This is a genomic window from Ralstonia sp. 25C (assembly GCF_051904805.1).
In the GTDB taxonomy this organism is placed as follows: domain Bacteria; phylum Pseudomonadota; class Gammaproteobacteria; order Burkholderiales; family Burkholderiaceae; genus Ralstonia.
This window is the reverse complement of sequence record NZ_CP196737.1, coordinates 2,762,584-2,778,430: the sequence shown is the minus strand read 5'-3', so window position 1 is coordinate 2,778,430 and position 15,847 is coordinate 2,762,584. Positions and strand designations below refer to the sequence as shown.

Sequence of the window (15,847 nt, the reverse complement as noted above, 5' to 3'; positions counted from 1 at the left end):
GAACCATGAGAAGAGTCCTAATTTGTGGAGACTCTTGAAACACGCTACCCGGTATGCATTGGCGAGAAGCCGGGCAAAAAAAAGCCCGGACAACGAGGTCCGGGCGGCGGTGTTTCCCACAACGTGACGGGATCAGAAACACCCAAGGGTCGCGTATGCCGAACACACTGCAACACACCGGGGGGACGCGCTGCAGTGCTTCACGGGGGTAACGTCAAGGAGGGTCCGACGTACTTGTCCGGCACACGAGGGCGCATGATGCCGTGCGATGGGCGGAGTTGGCGCATCCGTGACAATATTTAACGGAGCAAGCCCACCTGTAAAACAACCGCGTCTTAGGCGGGATCCGCGTTTTCCAGCTCTTGCCGGATGGACTCCGTCAGCATGTCGATCAACAAGCGAACACGCTTGGGCACGAAGCGCGCCGAGGGGGTAACGAGATTGATGGGCTCGCCGCTGGTGGCGTAATCGGGCAGCACGCGCACCAAGCGCGGGAGTGGCGCATTGGCACGCGCGACGGCGCTCGCATACAGCGGCAGCGGTCCGATGCCGGCCCCCGAGGCAATCAGCGTCTCCAAGTAGATGAGACTGTCGGCATTCAAGCGCGCGCGCACGGCCACAGTTTTCAGGCCATCGGGGCCGACCAGGCGCCATTGCGTTTCGCCGCGGCCGGTGCCACGAAAGTCGAGGCAACAATGGTCTGCCAGCGCCTGCACGGTCTGCGGCGCACCACGTTTTTGCAGGTAATCAGGCGACGCAAATAGGCCGATACGCAGCACGCCCAATGGCCGCGCCACCAGCGAGCTATCGGCGAGGCGGCCAACACGGACGGCGAGGTCGAAGCCTTCCTGCACCAGATCGACATTGCGCGGCGTCAGCACCACGTCCAAATCGATCTCCGGGTATTGCTGCATGAAGCGCGCCGCCACCGGGGCGACGAGTAAGCGCCCGACATCTTCGGAGGAGGTGATCCGCACCTTGCCGCGCGGCAGATCCTGCAACTCTCCGGCGCAGGTGGTGGCGCGTTCGATCTCTTCGAGCGCCTGGGACGCCACTTGGTATAGGCTCTGCCCCGCGTCGGTGAGATGCAAGGTGCGGGTGGTGCGCTGTAACAGTCGCACGTTCAAATCTTGTTCGAGCGCAGCAATGCCCCGGCTGACGGACGATTTCGGCAAATCCAGCCGCGTTGCCGCCGCGGTGAAGCTGCCCGCTTCAACAACGCGCACGAACAGCGCCAGTTGGTTCAGATCCACGGTTTCCTCCTGTTGTGGGCGCACTCGCCGGGCGGTGGTTGTCATTGTCTCGCCGGGAGCAACATTTTTTCCCACAATAACCGACTAGTGCGGACGGGGCAACCACCCTACATTTGCGGTATGACAAATCCCCGATTCCAGGAGAACAACATGGAAACCCTCGTGCAACCGCAAGTGCAGCAAGTGCAACATGCTCGCCGTGTGGAGCGCCTCGTCACCGGCCGACCCACCTCGGACGGTGCGGGCGTGAAGCTCACGCGCGTGCTGACGAACAACCTGCAGCGCCGGCTCGATCCGTTCCTGATGCTCGACGCGTTCCGCAGCGATGACCCGAATGACTATCTCGCCGGTTTTCCCGATCACCCGCACCGCGGCTTTGAAACGGTGACGTACATGATTGCGGGCCGCATGCGCCACCGCGACAGCGCTGGCAATGAAGGGCTGCTGCAACACGGCGGCGTGCAGTGGATGACGGCCGGCAGCGGTGTCGTGCACTCCGAGATGCCGGAGCAGGAAGATGGCGTGATGGAAGGCTTCCAGCTCTGGCTGAACCTGCCTGCGCGCGACAAGATGACGACGCCGTGGTACCGCGATATTCCGTCGGCCGAGATTCCCGAGTTCACGACGGAAGATGGCGTAGCCGTGCGCGTGATCGCCGGCGAATCGCAAGGCGTGCAAGGCGCGATGACGCGTGAAGCGACGCAGCCGCTGTACCTCGACATCACGTTGCCGGCCGGGGCATCGTTCGCGCAATCGCTGCCGGAAAAGCACAACGCGTTCGTCTACGTGTTCCGCGGCAGCGCGCTGGTGGGTGATGCCGAAGCACCGGGCAACGCGGGCCTGCAGCGCGTGGAGGACAAGCAGATGGCCATCCTCGCCAACACGGAAGGCAGTGATGGCGTGGTCATCCGCGCAGGCGATGCCGAGGCACGCGTGCTGCTGGTGGCGGGCAAGCCGCTGAACGAGTCGATCGCGCAGTACGGCCCGTTTGTGATGAACACGCAGGAAGAGATCTTCCAGGCCGTGCGTGATTTCCAGGCTGGCAAGTTCGCTTAAAGCCCAAAGAAAAACCGCCGCTCGTTTTCACCAGAGCGGCGGTTCGTCCAACAGCGCGATCTGCTCGCGCAATTCCAAGACCCGGTCCTGCCAATAGCGTTGCGTGTTGAACCACGGAAACGCGGCAGGGAACGCCGGGTCATTCCAACGACGCGCCAACCACGCGCTGTAGTGGAGCAGGCGCAGCGTGCGTAGCGCTTCCACCAGATACAACTCGCGCGTGTCGAATTCGCAGAAATCCTCATAGCCGGCCAGCAGGCTGGCGAGCTGCGATTGCATCGATGCGCGATCGCCCGAGAGCAGCATCCACAGATCCTGCACGGCGGGGCCGGTGCGGCTGTCGTCAAAGTCGACGAAGTGCGGGCCAGCGCTGCGTAGCGGATCGCCTTGCTTGGCGTCGCCCTCTTCGATCCAGAGGACGTTGGAGGCGTGGCAGTCGCCGTGCAGACGTAGCAGCGAAACGTCGCCTGCACGGTCGTAGCAACGGCGCACGCCGTCGAGCGCGGCATCGGCCACGCTGCGCCAGGCGGGCAGCAGATCAGGTGGGATGAAGTCGTGTTCGAGCAGCCAATCGCGCGACTGCACGCCGAAGGTGTCGATGTCGAGTGCGGGCCGCGCCATGAAGGGGCGTTGTGCGCCAACAGCGTGGATGCGGCCGAGGAAGCGGCCCATCCATTCGAGCGTGTCGTCGCGATCAATCGCGGGCACACGGCCGGCGCAACGCGGGAAGACTGCGAAGTGCCAGCGCTCGAAGGCGTGCAGCGTGCGGCCGTCTATTGCCAGCGGCGCGATCACGGGGATCTCAGCGGCGGCGAGTTCCTCGGTGAACGCGTGCTCCTCGACGATCTGCGCGTCGTTCCAGCGGCCAGGGCGGTAGAACTTGACCACCACCGGCGCGCTGTCTTCCACGCCGACCTGGTAGACGCGGTTCTCGTAGCTGTTGAGCGCGAACATGCGGCCGTCCGACGTCAGCCCGACCTGCGCCAGCGCATCGAGGATGCTGTCGGGCGTCAGGCCATCGTATGGGGCGTCGGCGGATGCGGGTTGGCCGCTGTCGTCGCTACCATGCATGAATGTCAGCCTTTGCGGCCGCCCAGCAATGCAGCGGCTTTGGCGAACAGGCCGTTGAATGGTTGCTTGGCCGGCTGCGCGGCTTTCTGAGCCGGTTGTGCCGCTTGCGTGCTCGAGGCACGACGCTGACCGCCCTGCCCGTTGCCTTGCGCCTGGCCCTGGCGCTGACCACGTCCCTGCGATTGACCGTTGCCCGCGCCGTTGCGATGGCCGCCCTGCGGCTTCGGTGCTGTCTGGCCATCGCGCTGGCCTTGTGCTTGTCGTTGGCGGCTGCCGCCGCCGTTGCGACCCTGACCTTGGCTTTGGCCCTGACCTTGGCCCTGACCATTGCCGGTCAACTCACGACGCGGTTCCCGAGGCTCACGCGGAGCACGTGGCTCGCGCGGTGCAGCGTTGCCACCGGCAGCTTGGCGCGGTTGCTGGCTGCGACCACCGCCCGGACGACCACCCCGCGCATTACCGCCGCGGCCGGCCGAGTTGCGGCCATTCGGAATCGGCTCCGGCGCGATGCTCGGGTCCGGCTCGAAGCCTTCCAGCACGGTGCGCGGCAGTTCGCGCTTGATCAGGCGTTCGATGTCGCGCAGCAGGCCGTGCTCATCCACGCAGACCAGCGAGATCGCCTCACCCTGCGCACCCGCGCGGCCCGTACGGCCGATGCGGTGCACGTAGTCTTCCGGCACGTTCGGCAGGTCGAAGTTGACGACGTGTGGCAGTTGGTCGATGTCGATACCGCGCGCGGCGATGTCGGTGGCGACCAGCACGCGCAGCGTGTTGGCCTTGAACTCCGACAGCGCACGCGTGCGCGCGGATTGGCTCTTGTTGCCGTGGATCGCCAGCGCGGGAATACCGTCGCGCGTGAGCTGTTCGGCCAGGCGGTTTGCACCGTGCTTGGTGCGCGTGAAGACCAGCACCTGGTGCCAGTCGTTGTCGCGCACGAGCTTGGCGAGCAGTTCGCGCTTGCGCTCGCGGTCGACCGGGTAGATGCGTTGCTCGACCGTCTCGGCCGTGGTGTTGCGGCGCGCGACTTCGATCAGGGCCGGCTTGTCGAGCAGGCGGTCGGCGAGTTCACGGATGTCGTCCGAGAACGTCGCCGAGAACAGCAGGTTCTGACGCTTGGGCGGCAGGATGTTGAGAATCTTGCGGATGTCGTGGATGAAGCCCATGTCGAGCATGCGGTCAGCTTCGTCCAGCACCAGCAGTTCGATGTGCGACAGGTCGATGGTCCGCTGGCCTACGTGGTCCAGCAGACGGCCCGGCGTGGCCACGACGATGTCGACACCGCGCTTGAGCGCGTCGATCTGCGGGTTGATGCCAACGCCGCCGAACATCACCATCGACTTCAGCGGCAGGTATTTGCCATAAGCGCGCACGCTTTCTTCCACCTGCGCGGCGAGTTCACGCGTGGGGGTGAGCACCAGCGCGCGGATCGGGAAGCGCATGCCGCTGGGCGTCTGCACCTTGTTCGGCTGCGTGGCAGAGAGACGGTGCAGCAGCGGCAGCGTGAAACCGGCGGTCTTGCCGGTGCCGGTCTGTGCACCGGCGAGCAGGTCACCGCCCTTAAGGACTGCAGGGATGGCCTGGCGTTGAATCGGAGTGGGTTCGGTGTAGCCGAGTTCGGCCACGGCACGTACCAGCTTGTCTGACAAGCCGAGTTCGGAAAACGACATGGAAAAGCGATTGGACCGGCGTGTCCCGCGCATTCGTTCGTGCGCCAATCGTGGACAAAGCCTGGGTAGGTGACGGGGCGACTGGACCCCGGGGACTGCATGGACTGCAAGAAGGGCGCTAGTTTAACAGGGTGCCGTGTCGCGACGCCGTTTTGCGATGTTGGGGCACGCCAAGTCGAAGGCAGCGCGCCCCCGCGCCACAGTCGATGTGCACACAACGCCGCAGTGCTCGTTAGTCCGCTTCAAGCGCCGCTTCAGCCGATTGGCGGACCCGATCGCGGCTGCGCAAACATGGCTTTAGCGCCCTCGATGTTTGCGCACACTCACTCTCCGTATCAACAACTACGAGCCACGCCGGGGCAAATCCCCGGCTCTAGAGGGTTCGCTCGAATTGCTCGCTTGGCGTTTTCAAACGTCTGTTCCTAACATGCCCTGGCAACACAAATACACATGTTTGAATCGTTCGTTCGAGCGCTGCAGTGCAGCAATCGACGCCGATATCGGACCAAAAAACACGAGGTTGGAGACATGGGACGTCCTGGAGCAGGTGACACCAAGGGCCGCATTCTTGAGGCCACCGAACTGCTGTTCATCGAGTTCGGCTACGAGGCGATGTCGTTGCGGCAGATCACGGCGCGCGCCAAGGTCAATCTGGCGGCGGTCAACTATCACTTCGGCAGCAAGGAAGCGTTGATGCAGTCGGTGCTTGGGCGCCGGCTCGATCCGCTCAACACGCGCCGGCTGGCGCTGCTCACGGCGTGCGAAGAGCGCTGGACCAAGGAACAGCTCACCTGCGACCACGTGCTCGGCGCACTGTTCGTACCGGCGCTGCAGATGGCGCGCAACCCCGACACCGGCGGCCCCGCATTCCTGCGTCTGATGGGGCGCGTGTATTCCGACACTTCGCCGTTTGTGCAGAACTATCTGCTCGGGCACTACGCGCCAGTGTTCGGTCGATTCTTCGAAGCGTTCTCAAACGCGCTGCCGCACGTCCCACGCGCTGAGCTCGGCTGGCGCCTGCACTTCTCGCTCAAGGCGCTCGCCGGCGTGCTGGCGGCCGATGACCTCAACAACCTGCTACCGATGTTCACGCAGGGCAAGCCGATGACCGATGCCTCGCTGCTGGCGCGACTCACGGCGCTGGTGGTGGCCACGCTCAACGCTCCGTTGCCGGGCGAAGCCGGCGCGCTAGACCAGGTGGTCGAACTGGCCGAAGCGCAGGCACCCACCCCCGCGGCTCAGGCCAACGATGCGCCCAATGGCAGCGAAGGCAACGGCCACGGCGGCTCCACGCGCCAAGCCGGTCACGGCAACGGCCGCGCCACCGAACGCAGCACAGCACCAGCCACCACCTCACCATTCTCGGGCGATCTGTTCGGCCGCACGCCCGGCGCCCGCGCCGGCGCCACCGCTGATGCGCAAGACGACCTCGGCGAGGATGCGGACGACGATCACCCGGACGATGGCGACGGCGGCGCCGCCCCCACCGCGCGCACCCGGGCGCTGGCCATCCGGCGCAGCAATGCTGCCCGCGCAATCTTCCCGGCCAATCCGATGCGCCCCTGGCGCAGCCCCGGCGCCTGATCACGCAGACGCCGCGCGGCGCTCCCGCGCCCAGGCACGGGAGTCGCTCCGGCATTCGGCACGCGCCGCATGTTCGAAACATCCGGCGCAGGAACGCAGCGAATGGAGACCCTCATGACGGCGATCTGGATCGTCCTGCTTGGCATCGGCGTGCTCGGGCTCGCCAGCCTGGAAGCCTCGGCATTTGCTTGGTTGATCGCCACCGGCGTGTGGCTGGTGGCCGGCGCTTGGCTCGGCCTGGTCGGCCCGGTGATGACCACGGTACTTGCCATCGTATTCGTGCTGCCAGCGCTCGTGTTCACGCTGAAGCCGCTCCGCCGCGCACTCATCACGCGCCGGGTGCTGGCGATGTTCCGCAAGATCATGCCGGAGATGTCGGAGACCGAACGCGACGCCATTGAGGCGGGCACGGTCTGGTGGGACGCCGAGCTTTTCTCCGGCCGACCGAATTGGTCGCGGTTGCTGTCTTCGCCGCAGCCGCGCTTGTCGCCCGAAGAACAGTCGTTCCTCGACGTTGAAACCGAAAAACTCTGCGACCTTGCCAACGACTGGGAGAGCACGCAGATCTGGCAGGACATGTCCCCCGAGGCGTGGGCCTATGCCAAGCGCTCAGGCTTCCTCGGCATGATCATTCCGAAGGAATACGGCGGCAAAGGCTTCTCGGCGTACGCGCATTCGCAGGTCATCATGAAGCTGTCGACGCGCTGTTCTGCAGCCGCTGTGTCGGTGATGGTGCCCAACTCGCTGGGCCCGGCCGAACTGCTGCTGCACTACGGCACCGAAGCGCAGAAGAACCACTACCTGCCGCGCCTCGCCCGCGGTGAAGAGATCCCCTGCTTTGCACTGACCAACGCGTATGCGGGGTCCGACGCAGCCGCCATCCCCGACGTGGGTGTGGTCTGCCGAGGCATCCACGAGGGCCGCGAGACGCTGGGCTTCCGCGTGACCTGGAGCAAGCGTTACATCACGCTCGGACCGATCGCGACGGTGCTCGGCTTGGCCTTCCGCGCGGTCGATCCGGATGGCCTGCTTGGCAGCGACAAAGAACCCGGTATCACCTGCGCACTCATCCCGACCAAGCATCCGGGCGTGAACATCGGCCGCCGCCATTGGCCGCTGAACGCGGTGTTCCAGAACGGCCCGAACTGGGGCAAGGATGTATTCATCCCCATCGGCTGGGTGATTGGCGGGCAGGCGCAGGTGGGCCGTGGCTGGCGCATGCTGATGGAATGCCTGGCGGCGGGTCGCGCGATCTCGCTGCCGTCGTCCAACGTGGGGCTGTCGAAGATTGCCGTGCGCAGCACCGGTGCGTATGCCGCCGTGCGCCGCCAGTTCCGCACGCCCATCGGCAAGTTCGAGGGCATTCAGGAAGCGCTCGGCCGCATGGGCGGCAACCTCTACATGATGGATGCGGCGCGGCGCCTGTCTGCGCTGGCCGTGGACCTGGGCGAGAAGCCCTCGGTCATCTCCGCCATTGCCAAGTACCACGTCACCGAACGTGCGCGCGATGTGGTCAACGATGCGATGGACATCGTGGGCGGCAAGGGCATCTGCATGGGGCCGAACAACTTCCTGGCGCGTGCGTATCAGCAGGTGCCGATCGCCATCACGGTGGAAGGCGCGAACATCATGACGCGCTGCCTGATTATCTTCGGGCAGGGTGTGATCCGCTGCCATCCGTATGTGCTGCGCGAGATGACGGCTGCGCAGGGTGCCGATTCGCCCGAGACGCTGCGTGCGTTCGATACGGCGCTGTTCGGCCACGGGGCGTTCATCGCGGGCAATTTTGTGCGCGCGTTCCTGCATGCGCTGTCAGGCGGGCGCGTGGCACCAGCACCATCGAATGCGGCGCCCGAAATGCAGCGCCACTACCAGGCCGTCAACCGCTTCTCGACCGCGCTGGCGCTGCTGGCCGACGTGTCGATGTTCACGCTGGGCGGCACGCTCAAGCGCCGCGAGAGCATCACCGGCCGGCTGGGCGACATCCTTTCGCAGATGTATCTGGTTTCGTCGGCGCTCAAGCGTTTTGAAGACGAGGGCCGCCCGGCGGAAGATGCGCCGCTGGTGCACTGGTCTGTGCAAGACGCGTTGGTGCGCGCGCAAGACGCGCTCGACGGCGTGCTGGCGAACTTCCCGAACCGCGGCGTGGCGGGGCTGCTGCGCGCGATGATCTTCCCGTTCGGTGCGCCGTATCGAAAACCGTCTGACGCACTGGCCGCGCAAGTGGCCGAACTGATGCAGACGCCAGGCACCGCGCGCGATCGCCTGCTGGCCGATTCCTACTGCCCGACGCCTGAAATCGACCCGATTGCCTACGGCGAAGCCGCCTTCCGCCTGCAACCGGCGGTCGACGCCATCGAACAACGCTTGAAACCCGCCATCCGAGAAGGCAAGCTGCCGCCCGTGCCGCAAAGCCTGCCGGATTTCGAAACGTGGACCGCGCAAGCGGCGGCACAGGGCCTCATCGACGAGGCCGAACGCAAGCAACTGTGCGACTACGCGCGCTACGGCGAACACGCCGTCGCCGTGGATGACTTCCCGCCCGACTTCAACCTGCTGGCCGATCTGCAGCGCCGTAAGGATGCGCTCGATGCGCTGCAGGCGGCGGAACGTCGGGCGGCTTGACGGCGCGACATCAAACAAGACAACAACAACGATGCAAGACAAGTATCTCGATTTCGTCGGTTCCGGTTTCGGCAAGTGGCTGTCGGCCAACCTTGGCCTGCCGCAGCCGGTACCGCTGCGCCGCTATCGCGCTGGCGAGCCGGAATTCGTCGGCCCCTTCCTGGTGGCCGTGGCACCCGGGGGCGCCATGCGCGAAACGCTCGCCGCCCTGTTCGCGGAGATCGGCGTGCCGACGCGCTTTCACGAGAGCGACCCGGAGTGGCTCGGTGTAGCCAACCGGCACGGGCAGATCACGGGCCGCTTTGTTGCACCCACGGGCAAGGACGGCGATGCGTTTGACCGCATTGGCGGCATCGTCTTTGACGCGACGGGCATCGTCTCAGTCGACGGACTCGACGCGCTGTATCACGTGTTCCATGACGGCGTGCGGGCCATCGGTCGCTGCGGCCGCATCGTCGTGATTGGACGCCCGCCGGAAACCTGCAAGACATCGGAAGCTGCGATTGCACAACGCGCGCTGGAAGGCTTGACCCGGTCGCTAGGCAAGGAAGTCCGACGCGGCTGCACAGCGCAGCTTGTCTACGTGGCTGAGGGTGCGGAGCATGTGGCGGCGTCGACCTTGCGCTTTCTGCTGTCGGCGCGCTCCGCTTATGTATCGGGCCAGGTGGTGCGGGTGCATGCGGCAGCGCCAGTCTCCGTGGATTGGCAGAAGCCGCTGGCCCGGCGTACCGCGCTCGTGACCGGCGCTTCGCGCGGCATCGGCGCGGCCATTGCGCAGGTGCTGGCGCGCGACGGCGCACGCGTGTTGTGCCTGGACGTGCCCGCCGCACAGGACAGCCTCAACGCCGTCGCCCAAGAGATCGGCGGTGAAGCGTTGGCGTATGACATTGCGGCGGCGGAAACGCCGGCCTTGCTCGCACAGCAACTCACCGCCCTCGGCGGCATCGACATCCTCGTGCACAACGCCGGCATCACGCGCGACAAGACCATCGCCCGCATGACCGAACCCGCGTGGCGCGGCGTGCTCGACATCAACCTCACCGCGCAGTTGCGCATCAACGAGGCGCTGCTGGCGGCCAATGCGCTGCGTGCGGGTGGTGCCATCGTCTGTGTCTCGTCCATCAGCGGCATTGCGGGCAACCTGGGGCAGACGAACTACGCGACGTCCAAGGCCGGCGTGATCGGCCTCGTGCAAGCTGGCGCACCGTTGTTGGCAGAACGCGGCATCACCATCAACGCTGTCGCGCCGGGCTTTATCGAAACGCAGATGACGGCCGCCGTGCCGTTTGCCATTCGCGAGGCGGGCCGCCGCATGAACGCCATGAGCCAGGGTGGCCAACCCGTCGACGTGGCCGAGACAATTGCGTGGTTTGCGAACCCCGCATCGAACGGCGTCACAGGCAACATCGTCCGCGTGTGCGGGCAGAGCCTGCTCGGAGCTTGAGACGACCATGCGCACGCTGGCCTTGTCCTGTCCGATGACCGCGACGCAGACACTCGTAACCGAGCCGCCGTCGCCGGGGGCATTGGCCTGGCGCGCGCTGCTGTCGCAACGCAAGGGCAAGCGCGGTGGCCCGCTGCCGCGCCACACGCTGGTGCGCCAGGAGGTGCCGCTGGACGCCGCGCACATCGCGCAATACGCCGCGGTGTGCGGGTTCTCGCCCGCCCATGGGGTGCCGATGACGTATCCGCATCTGTTGGGCTTTCCGCTGCAACTCATGCTGATGACGGAATCGGCATTTCCGTATCCAGTGATCGGCCTGGTGCACCTGTGCAACACGATCCGCCAGCACCAGCGTTTGCGGATCGGCGAGCGCGTGCGCGTGGAGGTGCGCCCGCGTCGGCTGTTCCAGCATGCGCGCGGGCAGGCGTTCGCCATTGAGACGACCATCCTCAAGGCGCGCGCGGTGGTGTGGGAATCGCTCTCCACCTACTTGCGTGTGGGCGTGCAGTCGCCGCAGGGTGCGCCGTTGATTGCGTTGCCGGTCGCGCCCGACCTGTCGCCCGATGGCCGCTGGGATGCCCCCGCAGACACCGGGCGCCGCTACGCAGAGGTGTCCGGCGACTGGAACCCCATCCACGTGTCGAGCATCGGCGCGAAGCTGTTCGGCTTTGCGCACCCTATCGCGCATGGCATGTGGACCAAGGCGCGCGCACTGGCCGCGTTGCTGCCGGCCGCGCCGCTCATGGCAGGCGAGGTGACAGCCGAGTTCAAGACACCGCTGTCGCTGCCCGGCTCCGCCACGCTATGGCAAGCCGAGCAGGCCACACCCAGCCGCGCGTTTGAGGTGCGCAACGCTGCCGGCGACAAACCTTATCTGCGCGGCATGCTGACGCTGCCGCCAGCACAACAAGAAAATACTGGAGATTGATCAATGCTCGTCAATGCGCAGGTGCGCCGCGTCGCCATCCTTGGAGGTAACCGCATTCCGTTCGCCCGCTCGAACACGGCCTACGCCACGGCGTCGAACCAGCAGATGCTGACCGCCGCGCTGCAGGGCCTAATCGATCGTTTCAACCTGCACGGCATGCGTCTGGACGAAGTCGTCGCCGGTGCCGTCATCAAACACGCGCGCGATTTCAACCTGGCACGCGAGACAGTGCTCTCCACCACGCTCGCCAAGCAGACGCCCGCATACGACGTGCAGCAAGCGTGCGGCACGGGGCTGGAAGCGGCCATCCTCGTCGCCAACAAGATCGCCCTCGGGCAAATCGACGTAGGCATTGCGGGCGGCACGGATACCACCTCCGACGCGCCCGTCGGCCTGAACGAAAAGATGCGCAAGATCCTGCTGGAGGCGAACCGCGCCAAGTCCACCGGCGCGCGCATCAAGGCCCTGGCCGGGCTGCGCCCGTCGATGTTCGTGCGCCCACTGCTGCCGCGCAACAGCGAGCCCCGCACGGGCCTGTCGATGGGCGAACACTGCGAGCTGATGGCCAAGCGCTGGGGCATCCGCCGCGAAGACCAGGATGCCCTCGCGCTGCGCAGCCACCAGAACCTGACCGCAGCCTATGAACGCGGCTTCTTCACCGATCTGATGACCGCCCACCTCGGGCTGGATCGCGACAACAACCTGCGCAGCAACCTCACCATCGAACAACTGGCCAAGCTGCAACCCGTGTTCGACCGCGGCGCCAGCGGCACCATGACCGCAGGCAATTCCACTCCGCTCACCGATGGCGCATCGTGCGTGCTGCTCGCCAGTGAAGACTGGGCGCGCACGCACAACCTGCCAGTGCTCGCCTACATGACGTGCGCCGATACGGCCGCCGTCGATTTCTTCAGCGGCACGCCCGAGCAGAACGAGGGCCTGCTGATGGCGCCGGCCTATGCCGTCTCGCGCATGCTGCAGCGCGCGGGCCTGACGCTGCAGGACTTCGACTATTACGAGATCCACGAAGCCTTCGCTGCACAAGTTCTGTGCACGCTGGCCGCTTGGGAATCGCCCGAGTACTGCCGCGAAAAGCTCGGCCGCAGCGCCCCCATGGGCAGCATCGACCGCAACAAACTCAACGTGAACGGCAGCTCGCTCGGCACCGGCCACCCGTTTGCCGCCACGGGCGGGCGCATTGTCGCCACGCTCGCCAAGATGCTGGCGCAACGCGGCAGCGGGCGCGGGCTGGTGTCGATCTGCGCGGCGGGCGGGCAAGGCGTCGTCGCCATCCTGGAGCGCCCTGAAAACATGTCGCAGTGAACCAATGGGCCAACGGGAACGGCCCGCCTCAAAAAACCCGCGCGGCGCATAACGAAAACATGCCGCGTTTCATGGACGGAGACACCATGAACACCGTTGCCGACCGCAGCAATCTGACCGACCGCATCTGGCTGAAGTCGTATCCCGAAGGCGTACCTGCGGAGATCAACCCCGACCGCTATCACTCGCTGGTCGAGGTGTTTCGCGAATCGGTGGAGAAGTACCGCACGCGTGTCGCCTACGTGAGCGTCGGCACGGAAATGACCTACGGCGAATGCGAACAGCAGGCCAAGCACTTCGCGGCATGGCTGCAGTCGCGCGGCGTGAAGAAAGGCGACCGCGTGGCGATCATGCTGCCCAACAGCCTGCAGTATCCGGTGTGCCTATTCGGCACGCTGCTGGCCGGCGCCATCGTCGTCAACGTGAATCCGCTGTACACGGTGCCGGAGCTGGCCCACCAGCTGCGCGATTCCGGCGCGCAGACCATCGTCGTGCTGGAAAATTTTGCGCGCACGTTGGAGCAGGCGCTGCCGGGCACGCAGGTCCGCAACATCGTCATCACCGGCATTGGCGACCTGATGGGTGGCGCGTTCAACCTCAAAGGCCGTGCGCTGAACTTCGTGATGCGGCATGTGCAGAAGCAAGTGCCACCGTACACGCTGCCCGCGCCGATCTGGCTGCGCGAAGCGCTGGCCGCGGGGCGCTCGCGGGCGCTGCAGCCGGTGCAACTGGCATCGGGAGACATTGCCTTCCTGCAATACACCGGCGGCACCACCGGCGTGGCCAAGGGCGCGATGCTCACCCACCGCAACATCATCGCCAACCTGCTGCAGGCAGAGGAGTGGTCCAAGAGCATGCTCACCGGCGGCGCGGAGACCAACGTCACGCTGCTGCCGCTGTATCACATCTTCTCGCTCACGGTGAACCTGCTGATGTTCATGACCATGGGCGGGCGCAACATCCTCATCGCCAATCCGCGCGATACCAAACGGGTGCTCTTCATCTTGCGAAAGGAGCGCTTCTCCGGCATTGCGGGCGTCAACACGCTGTTCAACCTGCTGCTGGAAGACCCCGAGTTTGCCAAGCGCGATTTCTCTGCGATGAAGATCACCATCGGCGGCGGCATGGCGGTGCAGCGTGCCATTGCGGAGCGCTGGAAGAAGGTCACCGGCCACACCATCGTGGAAGGGTATGGGCTGACGGAATGCTCGCCCGTCGTGTCAATGAACCCGCCGGACATCACCGAATTCAGCGGCACGATCGGGCTGCCGGCGCCCTCCACCGAAGTGCGTTTCAAACGCGACGACGGCACCATCGCCCCCTTGGGCGAACCCGGCGAATTGCAGGTCCGCGGCCCCCAGGTCATGCGCGGCTACTGGCAGCGCCCAGAGGAAACCGCCAAGGTCATCGATGCGGATGGCTGGTTCTCCACCGGCGATATCGGCGTGATGGACGCCAACGGCTATATCCGCCTGATCGACCGCAAGAAGGACATGATCCTCGTCTCGGGCTTCAACGTGTATCCGAACGAGATCGAAGACGTGGTGGCACTCCACCCGGAGGTGCTGGAGGTGGCGGCCATTGGCGTGCCCGACCCGGTGGCAGGCGAACGCGTGAAGATCATCGTGGTCCCCCGCACCAGAGCATTGACGGAAGCCGCGCTGCTCGAACACTGCCGCGCGCATCTGACCGGCTACAAGATGCCGCGCATCGTCGAATTCCGCCACGAAGAGCTGCCCAAGTCGACGGTGGGCAAGATCCTGCGGCGCGAACTGCGCGATGCCGATCCGGACATCCAGCGCGCCCGCGCGGCACAGGTACCGCAATAACGCGCCAACCAGGAGACTCGCATGCGTGCACGCACTGTTGCCCTGATGACGGCGCTGGCTTGTTGCGTCCCAAGCTGGGCCCAGACCCCGGATGGCTCCGCACCCGTTGCATCTTCGGTGGCGGTGGCGACGCCGGCCTCGCAGTCCGCCGCCATTGCAGCCTTTGCCGCCATGGACATCAGCAGACAGGCTGCGTGGCTCAGCACGCAGGTCCACGCCAACGCATTCGCCAACTGGGCTGACGACGACATCCTCGCCATGGCGCAAGCCATGAAGCCCGAAACGCTGGTGCGCTGGCTCAAGGCCGAGGTGGCCAATCTGCCGGAATACGAATACCGCATGCGCCGCCAAGAACGCGTGAAGGACCAATGGCAAAGTCAGCCGTCACTCATGCTGGTGCGCTACCGCCACGCGCCGCGCCAGATCTATGCGCGCTGGCTCAAGGGCGGCGCGCACGCGGGCCAGGAAATCATCTACGACGAAACCGTGCGCAAAGACGAGATGTATGGCCACCTGGGCGGCGTCTTCGGCTTCGCGGCCATCTGGAGCGCGCTCGACGGGCAGCTCGCCAAATCGCAGTCGAACCACACCGCGCGCGAGCTGGGGCTGCAGTTCATCGTCGATACCGTGGAGCGCGATGGCCGCGCCCACGTTGCCGCCGGCGAGACCGGCAAGTTCAACGAAGCCCGCGTGGTGACCGAAAGCGGTGAACGCATGCTGGCCCTGACCTGGGATTCGCCCACCGGGCCACCCGCGTTCTACGCCAAGCGTGTACGGCTGTTCTTTGATCTCAAAAACCCGTGGGTCCGTGTTGAAGAATCATGGGATGCATCGGGCAACCCGCTTGAAAAAATTGCCATTGAAAGCGTGACGCGCAAAACGTGGAACGACCAAACCTTCAACCCAAAGAACCCGGAATACAAGTTTTGAAACCCCACCCGCAGACCGTTGTGCACCAAGGCTCCGCCGGTTGGCGGACGGCTTCAAACATGACTAGGGCAAACCCTTGTTGCGTGCGTACCAGCTAGAGGAAAGCTTCAACGAACGCAGAGAAATCGCTGCGTTAT

General features: G+C 65.4%; 11 protein-coding genes. 8 read left to right on the top strand and 3 right to left on the bottom strand.

What is annotated here, in order from left to right; translation table 11 throughout:
• Positions 1-335: 335 nt before the first annotated feature.
• Entirely contained in the window at positions 336-1,253 is a 918-nt protein-coding gene (locus tag ACS7SF_RS13040) for a LysR substrate-binding domain-containing protein (protein WP_439890175.1), read from the bottom strand.
• A 150-nt stretch (positions 1,254-1,403) separates the two neighbouring features.
• Between ACS7SF_RS13040 and ACS7SF_RS13035 the strand changes: the two genes are divergently transcribed.
• The gene (locus ACS7SF_RS13035; RefSeq protein WP_439890174.1) at positions 1,404-2,309 is read left to right on the top strand and encodes a pirin family protein; all 906 of its coding nucleotides are present in this window, start codon (positions 1,404-1,406) and stop codon (positions 2,307-2,309) included.
• Between the two features lie 27 nt (positions 2,310-2,336).
• Here the strand turns inward: ACS7SF_RS13035 and ACS7SF_RS13030 are convergent, their stop codons facing one another.
• Together ACS7SF_RS13030 and ACS7SF_RS13025 are read right to left on the bottom strand one after the other, a co-directional pair.
• The gene (locus ACS7SF_RS13030; RefSeq protein ID WP_439890173.1) at positions 2,337-3,380 is read right to left on the bottom strand and encodes a serine/threonine protein kinase; all 1,044 of its coding nucleotides are present in this window, start codon (positions 3,378-3,380) and stop codon (positions 2,337-2,339) included.
• A 5-nt stretch (positions 3,381-3,385) separates the two neighbouring features.
• Complete coding sequence (locus tag ACS7SF_RS13025; protein ID WP_439890172.1) at positions 3,386-5,047, bottom strand: DEAD/DEAH box helicase; 1,662 nt, start codon at positions 5,045-5,047, stop codon at positions 3,386-3,388.
• A 528-nt stretch (positions 5,048-5,575) separates the two neighbouring features.
• Here ACS7SF_RS13025 and ACS7SF_RS13020 point away from each other — a divergent pair.
• From ACS7SF_RS13020 to ACS7SF_RS12990, 7 genes are all read left to right on the top strand, one after another.
• Positions 5,576-6,631, top strand: a complete 1,056-nt coding sequence (locus ACS7SF_RS13020; protein WP_439890171.1) for a TetR/AcrR family transcriptional regulator — start codon at positions 5,576-5,578, stop codon at positions 6,629-6,631.
• Positions 6,632-6,745: 114 nt separating this feature from the next.
• Positions 6,746-9,256: an acyl-CoA dehydrogenase gene (locus ACS7SF_RS13015; protein WP_439890170.1), complete on the top strand. Its 2,511-nt coding sequence runs from the start codon at positions 6,746-6,748 to the stop codon at positions 9,254-9,256.
• A 31-nt stretch (positions 9,257-9,287) separates the two neighbouring features.
• Positions 9,288-10,700, top strand: coding sequence for a 3-oxoacyl-ACP reductase (locus ACS7SF_RS13010; RefSeq protein ID WP_439890169.1), 1,413 nt, complete (start codon positions 9,288-9,290; stop codon positions 10,698-10,700).
• A gap of 7 nt (positions 10,701-10,707) precedes the next feature.
• Positions 10,708-11,628: a MaoC/PaaZ C-terminal domain-containing protein gene (locus ACS7SF_RS13005; RefSeq protein ID WP_439890168.1), complete on the top strand. Its 921-nt coding sequence runs from the start codon at positions 10,708-10,710 to the stop codon at positions 11,626-11,628.
• Positions 11,629-11,631: 3 nt separating this feature from the next.
• Entirely contained in the window at positions 11,632-12,951 is a 1,320-nt protein-coding gene (locus ACS7SF_RS13000) for an acetyl-CoA C-acetyltransferase (RefSeq protein ID WP_439890167.1), read from the top strand.
• 86 nt (positions 12,952-13,037) lie between these two features.
• On the top strand, positions 13,038-14,780 hold the full coding sequence (locus ACS7SF_RS12995) for an AMP-binding protein (protein WP_439890166.1): 1,743 nt from the start codon (positions 13,038-13,040) through the stop codon (positions 14,778-14,780).
• 21 nt (positions 14,781-14,801) lie between these two features.
• Complete coding sequence (locus ACS7SF_RS12990; RefSeq protein WP_439890165.1) at positions 14,802-15,710, top strand: DUF1571 domain-containing protein; 909 nt, start codon at positions 14,802-14,804, stop codon at positions 15,708-15,710.
• Positions 15,711-15,847 lie beyond the last annotated feature (137 nt).

What these genes read in the sequence shown, in the direction of transcription:
- ACS7SF_RS13005 (WP_439890168.1), top strand. Translation starts at nt 10,708, where the DNA reads ATGCGCACGCTGGCCTTGTCCTGTCCGATGACCGCGACGCAGACACTC.
- ACS7SF_RS12990 (WP_439890165.1), top strand. Translation starts at nt 14,802, where the DNA reads ATGCGTGCACGCACTGTTGCCCTGATGACGGCGCTGGCTTGTTGCGTC.
- ACS7SF_RS13010 (WP_439890169.1), top strand. Translation starts at nt 9,288, where the DNA reads ATGCAAGACAAGTATCTCGATTTCGTCGGTTCCGGTTTCGGCAAGTGG.
- ACS7SF_RS12995 (WP_439890166.1), top strand. Translation starts at nt 13,038, where the DNA reads ATGAACACCGTTGCCGACCGCAGCAATCTGACCGACCGCATCTGGCTG.
- ACS7SF_RS13025 (WP_439890172.1), bottom strand. Translation starts at nt 5,047, where the DNA reads ATGTCGTTTTCCGAACTCGGCTTGTCAGACAAGCTGGTACGTGCCGTG.
- ACS7SF_RS13015 (WP_439890170.1), top strand. Translation starts at nt 6,746, where the DNA reads ATGACGGCGATCTGGATCGTCCTGCTTGGCATCGGCGTGCTCGGGCTC.
- ACS7SF_RS13030 (WP_439890173.1), bottom strand. Translation starts at nt 3,380, where the DNA reads ATGCATGGTAGCGACGACAGCGGCCAACCCGCATCCGCCGACGCCCCA.
- ACS7SF_RS13020 (WP_439890171.1), top strand. Translation starts at nt 5,576, where the DNA reads ATGGGACGTCCTGGAGCAGGTGACACCAAGGGCCGCATTCTTGAGGCC.
- ACS7SF_RS13035 (WP_439890174.1), top strand. Translation starts at nt 1,404, where the DNA reads ATGGAAACCCTCGTGCAACCGCAAGTGCAGCAAGTGCAACATGCTCGC.
- ACS7SF_RS13000 (WP_439890167.1), top strand. Translation starts at nt 11,632, where the DNA reads ATGCTCGTCAATGCGCAGGTGCGCCGCGTCGCCATCCTTGGAGGTAAC.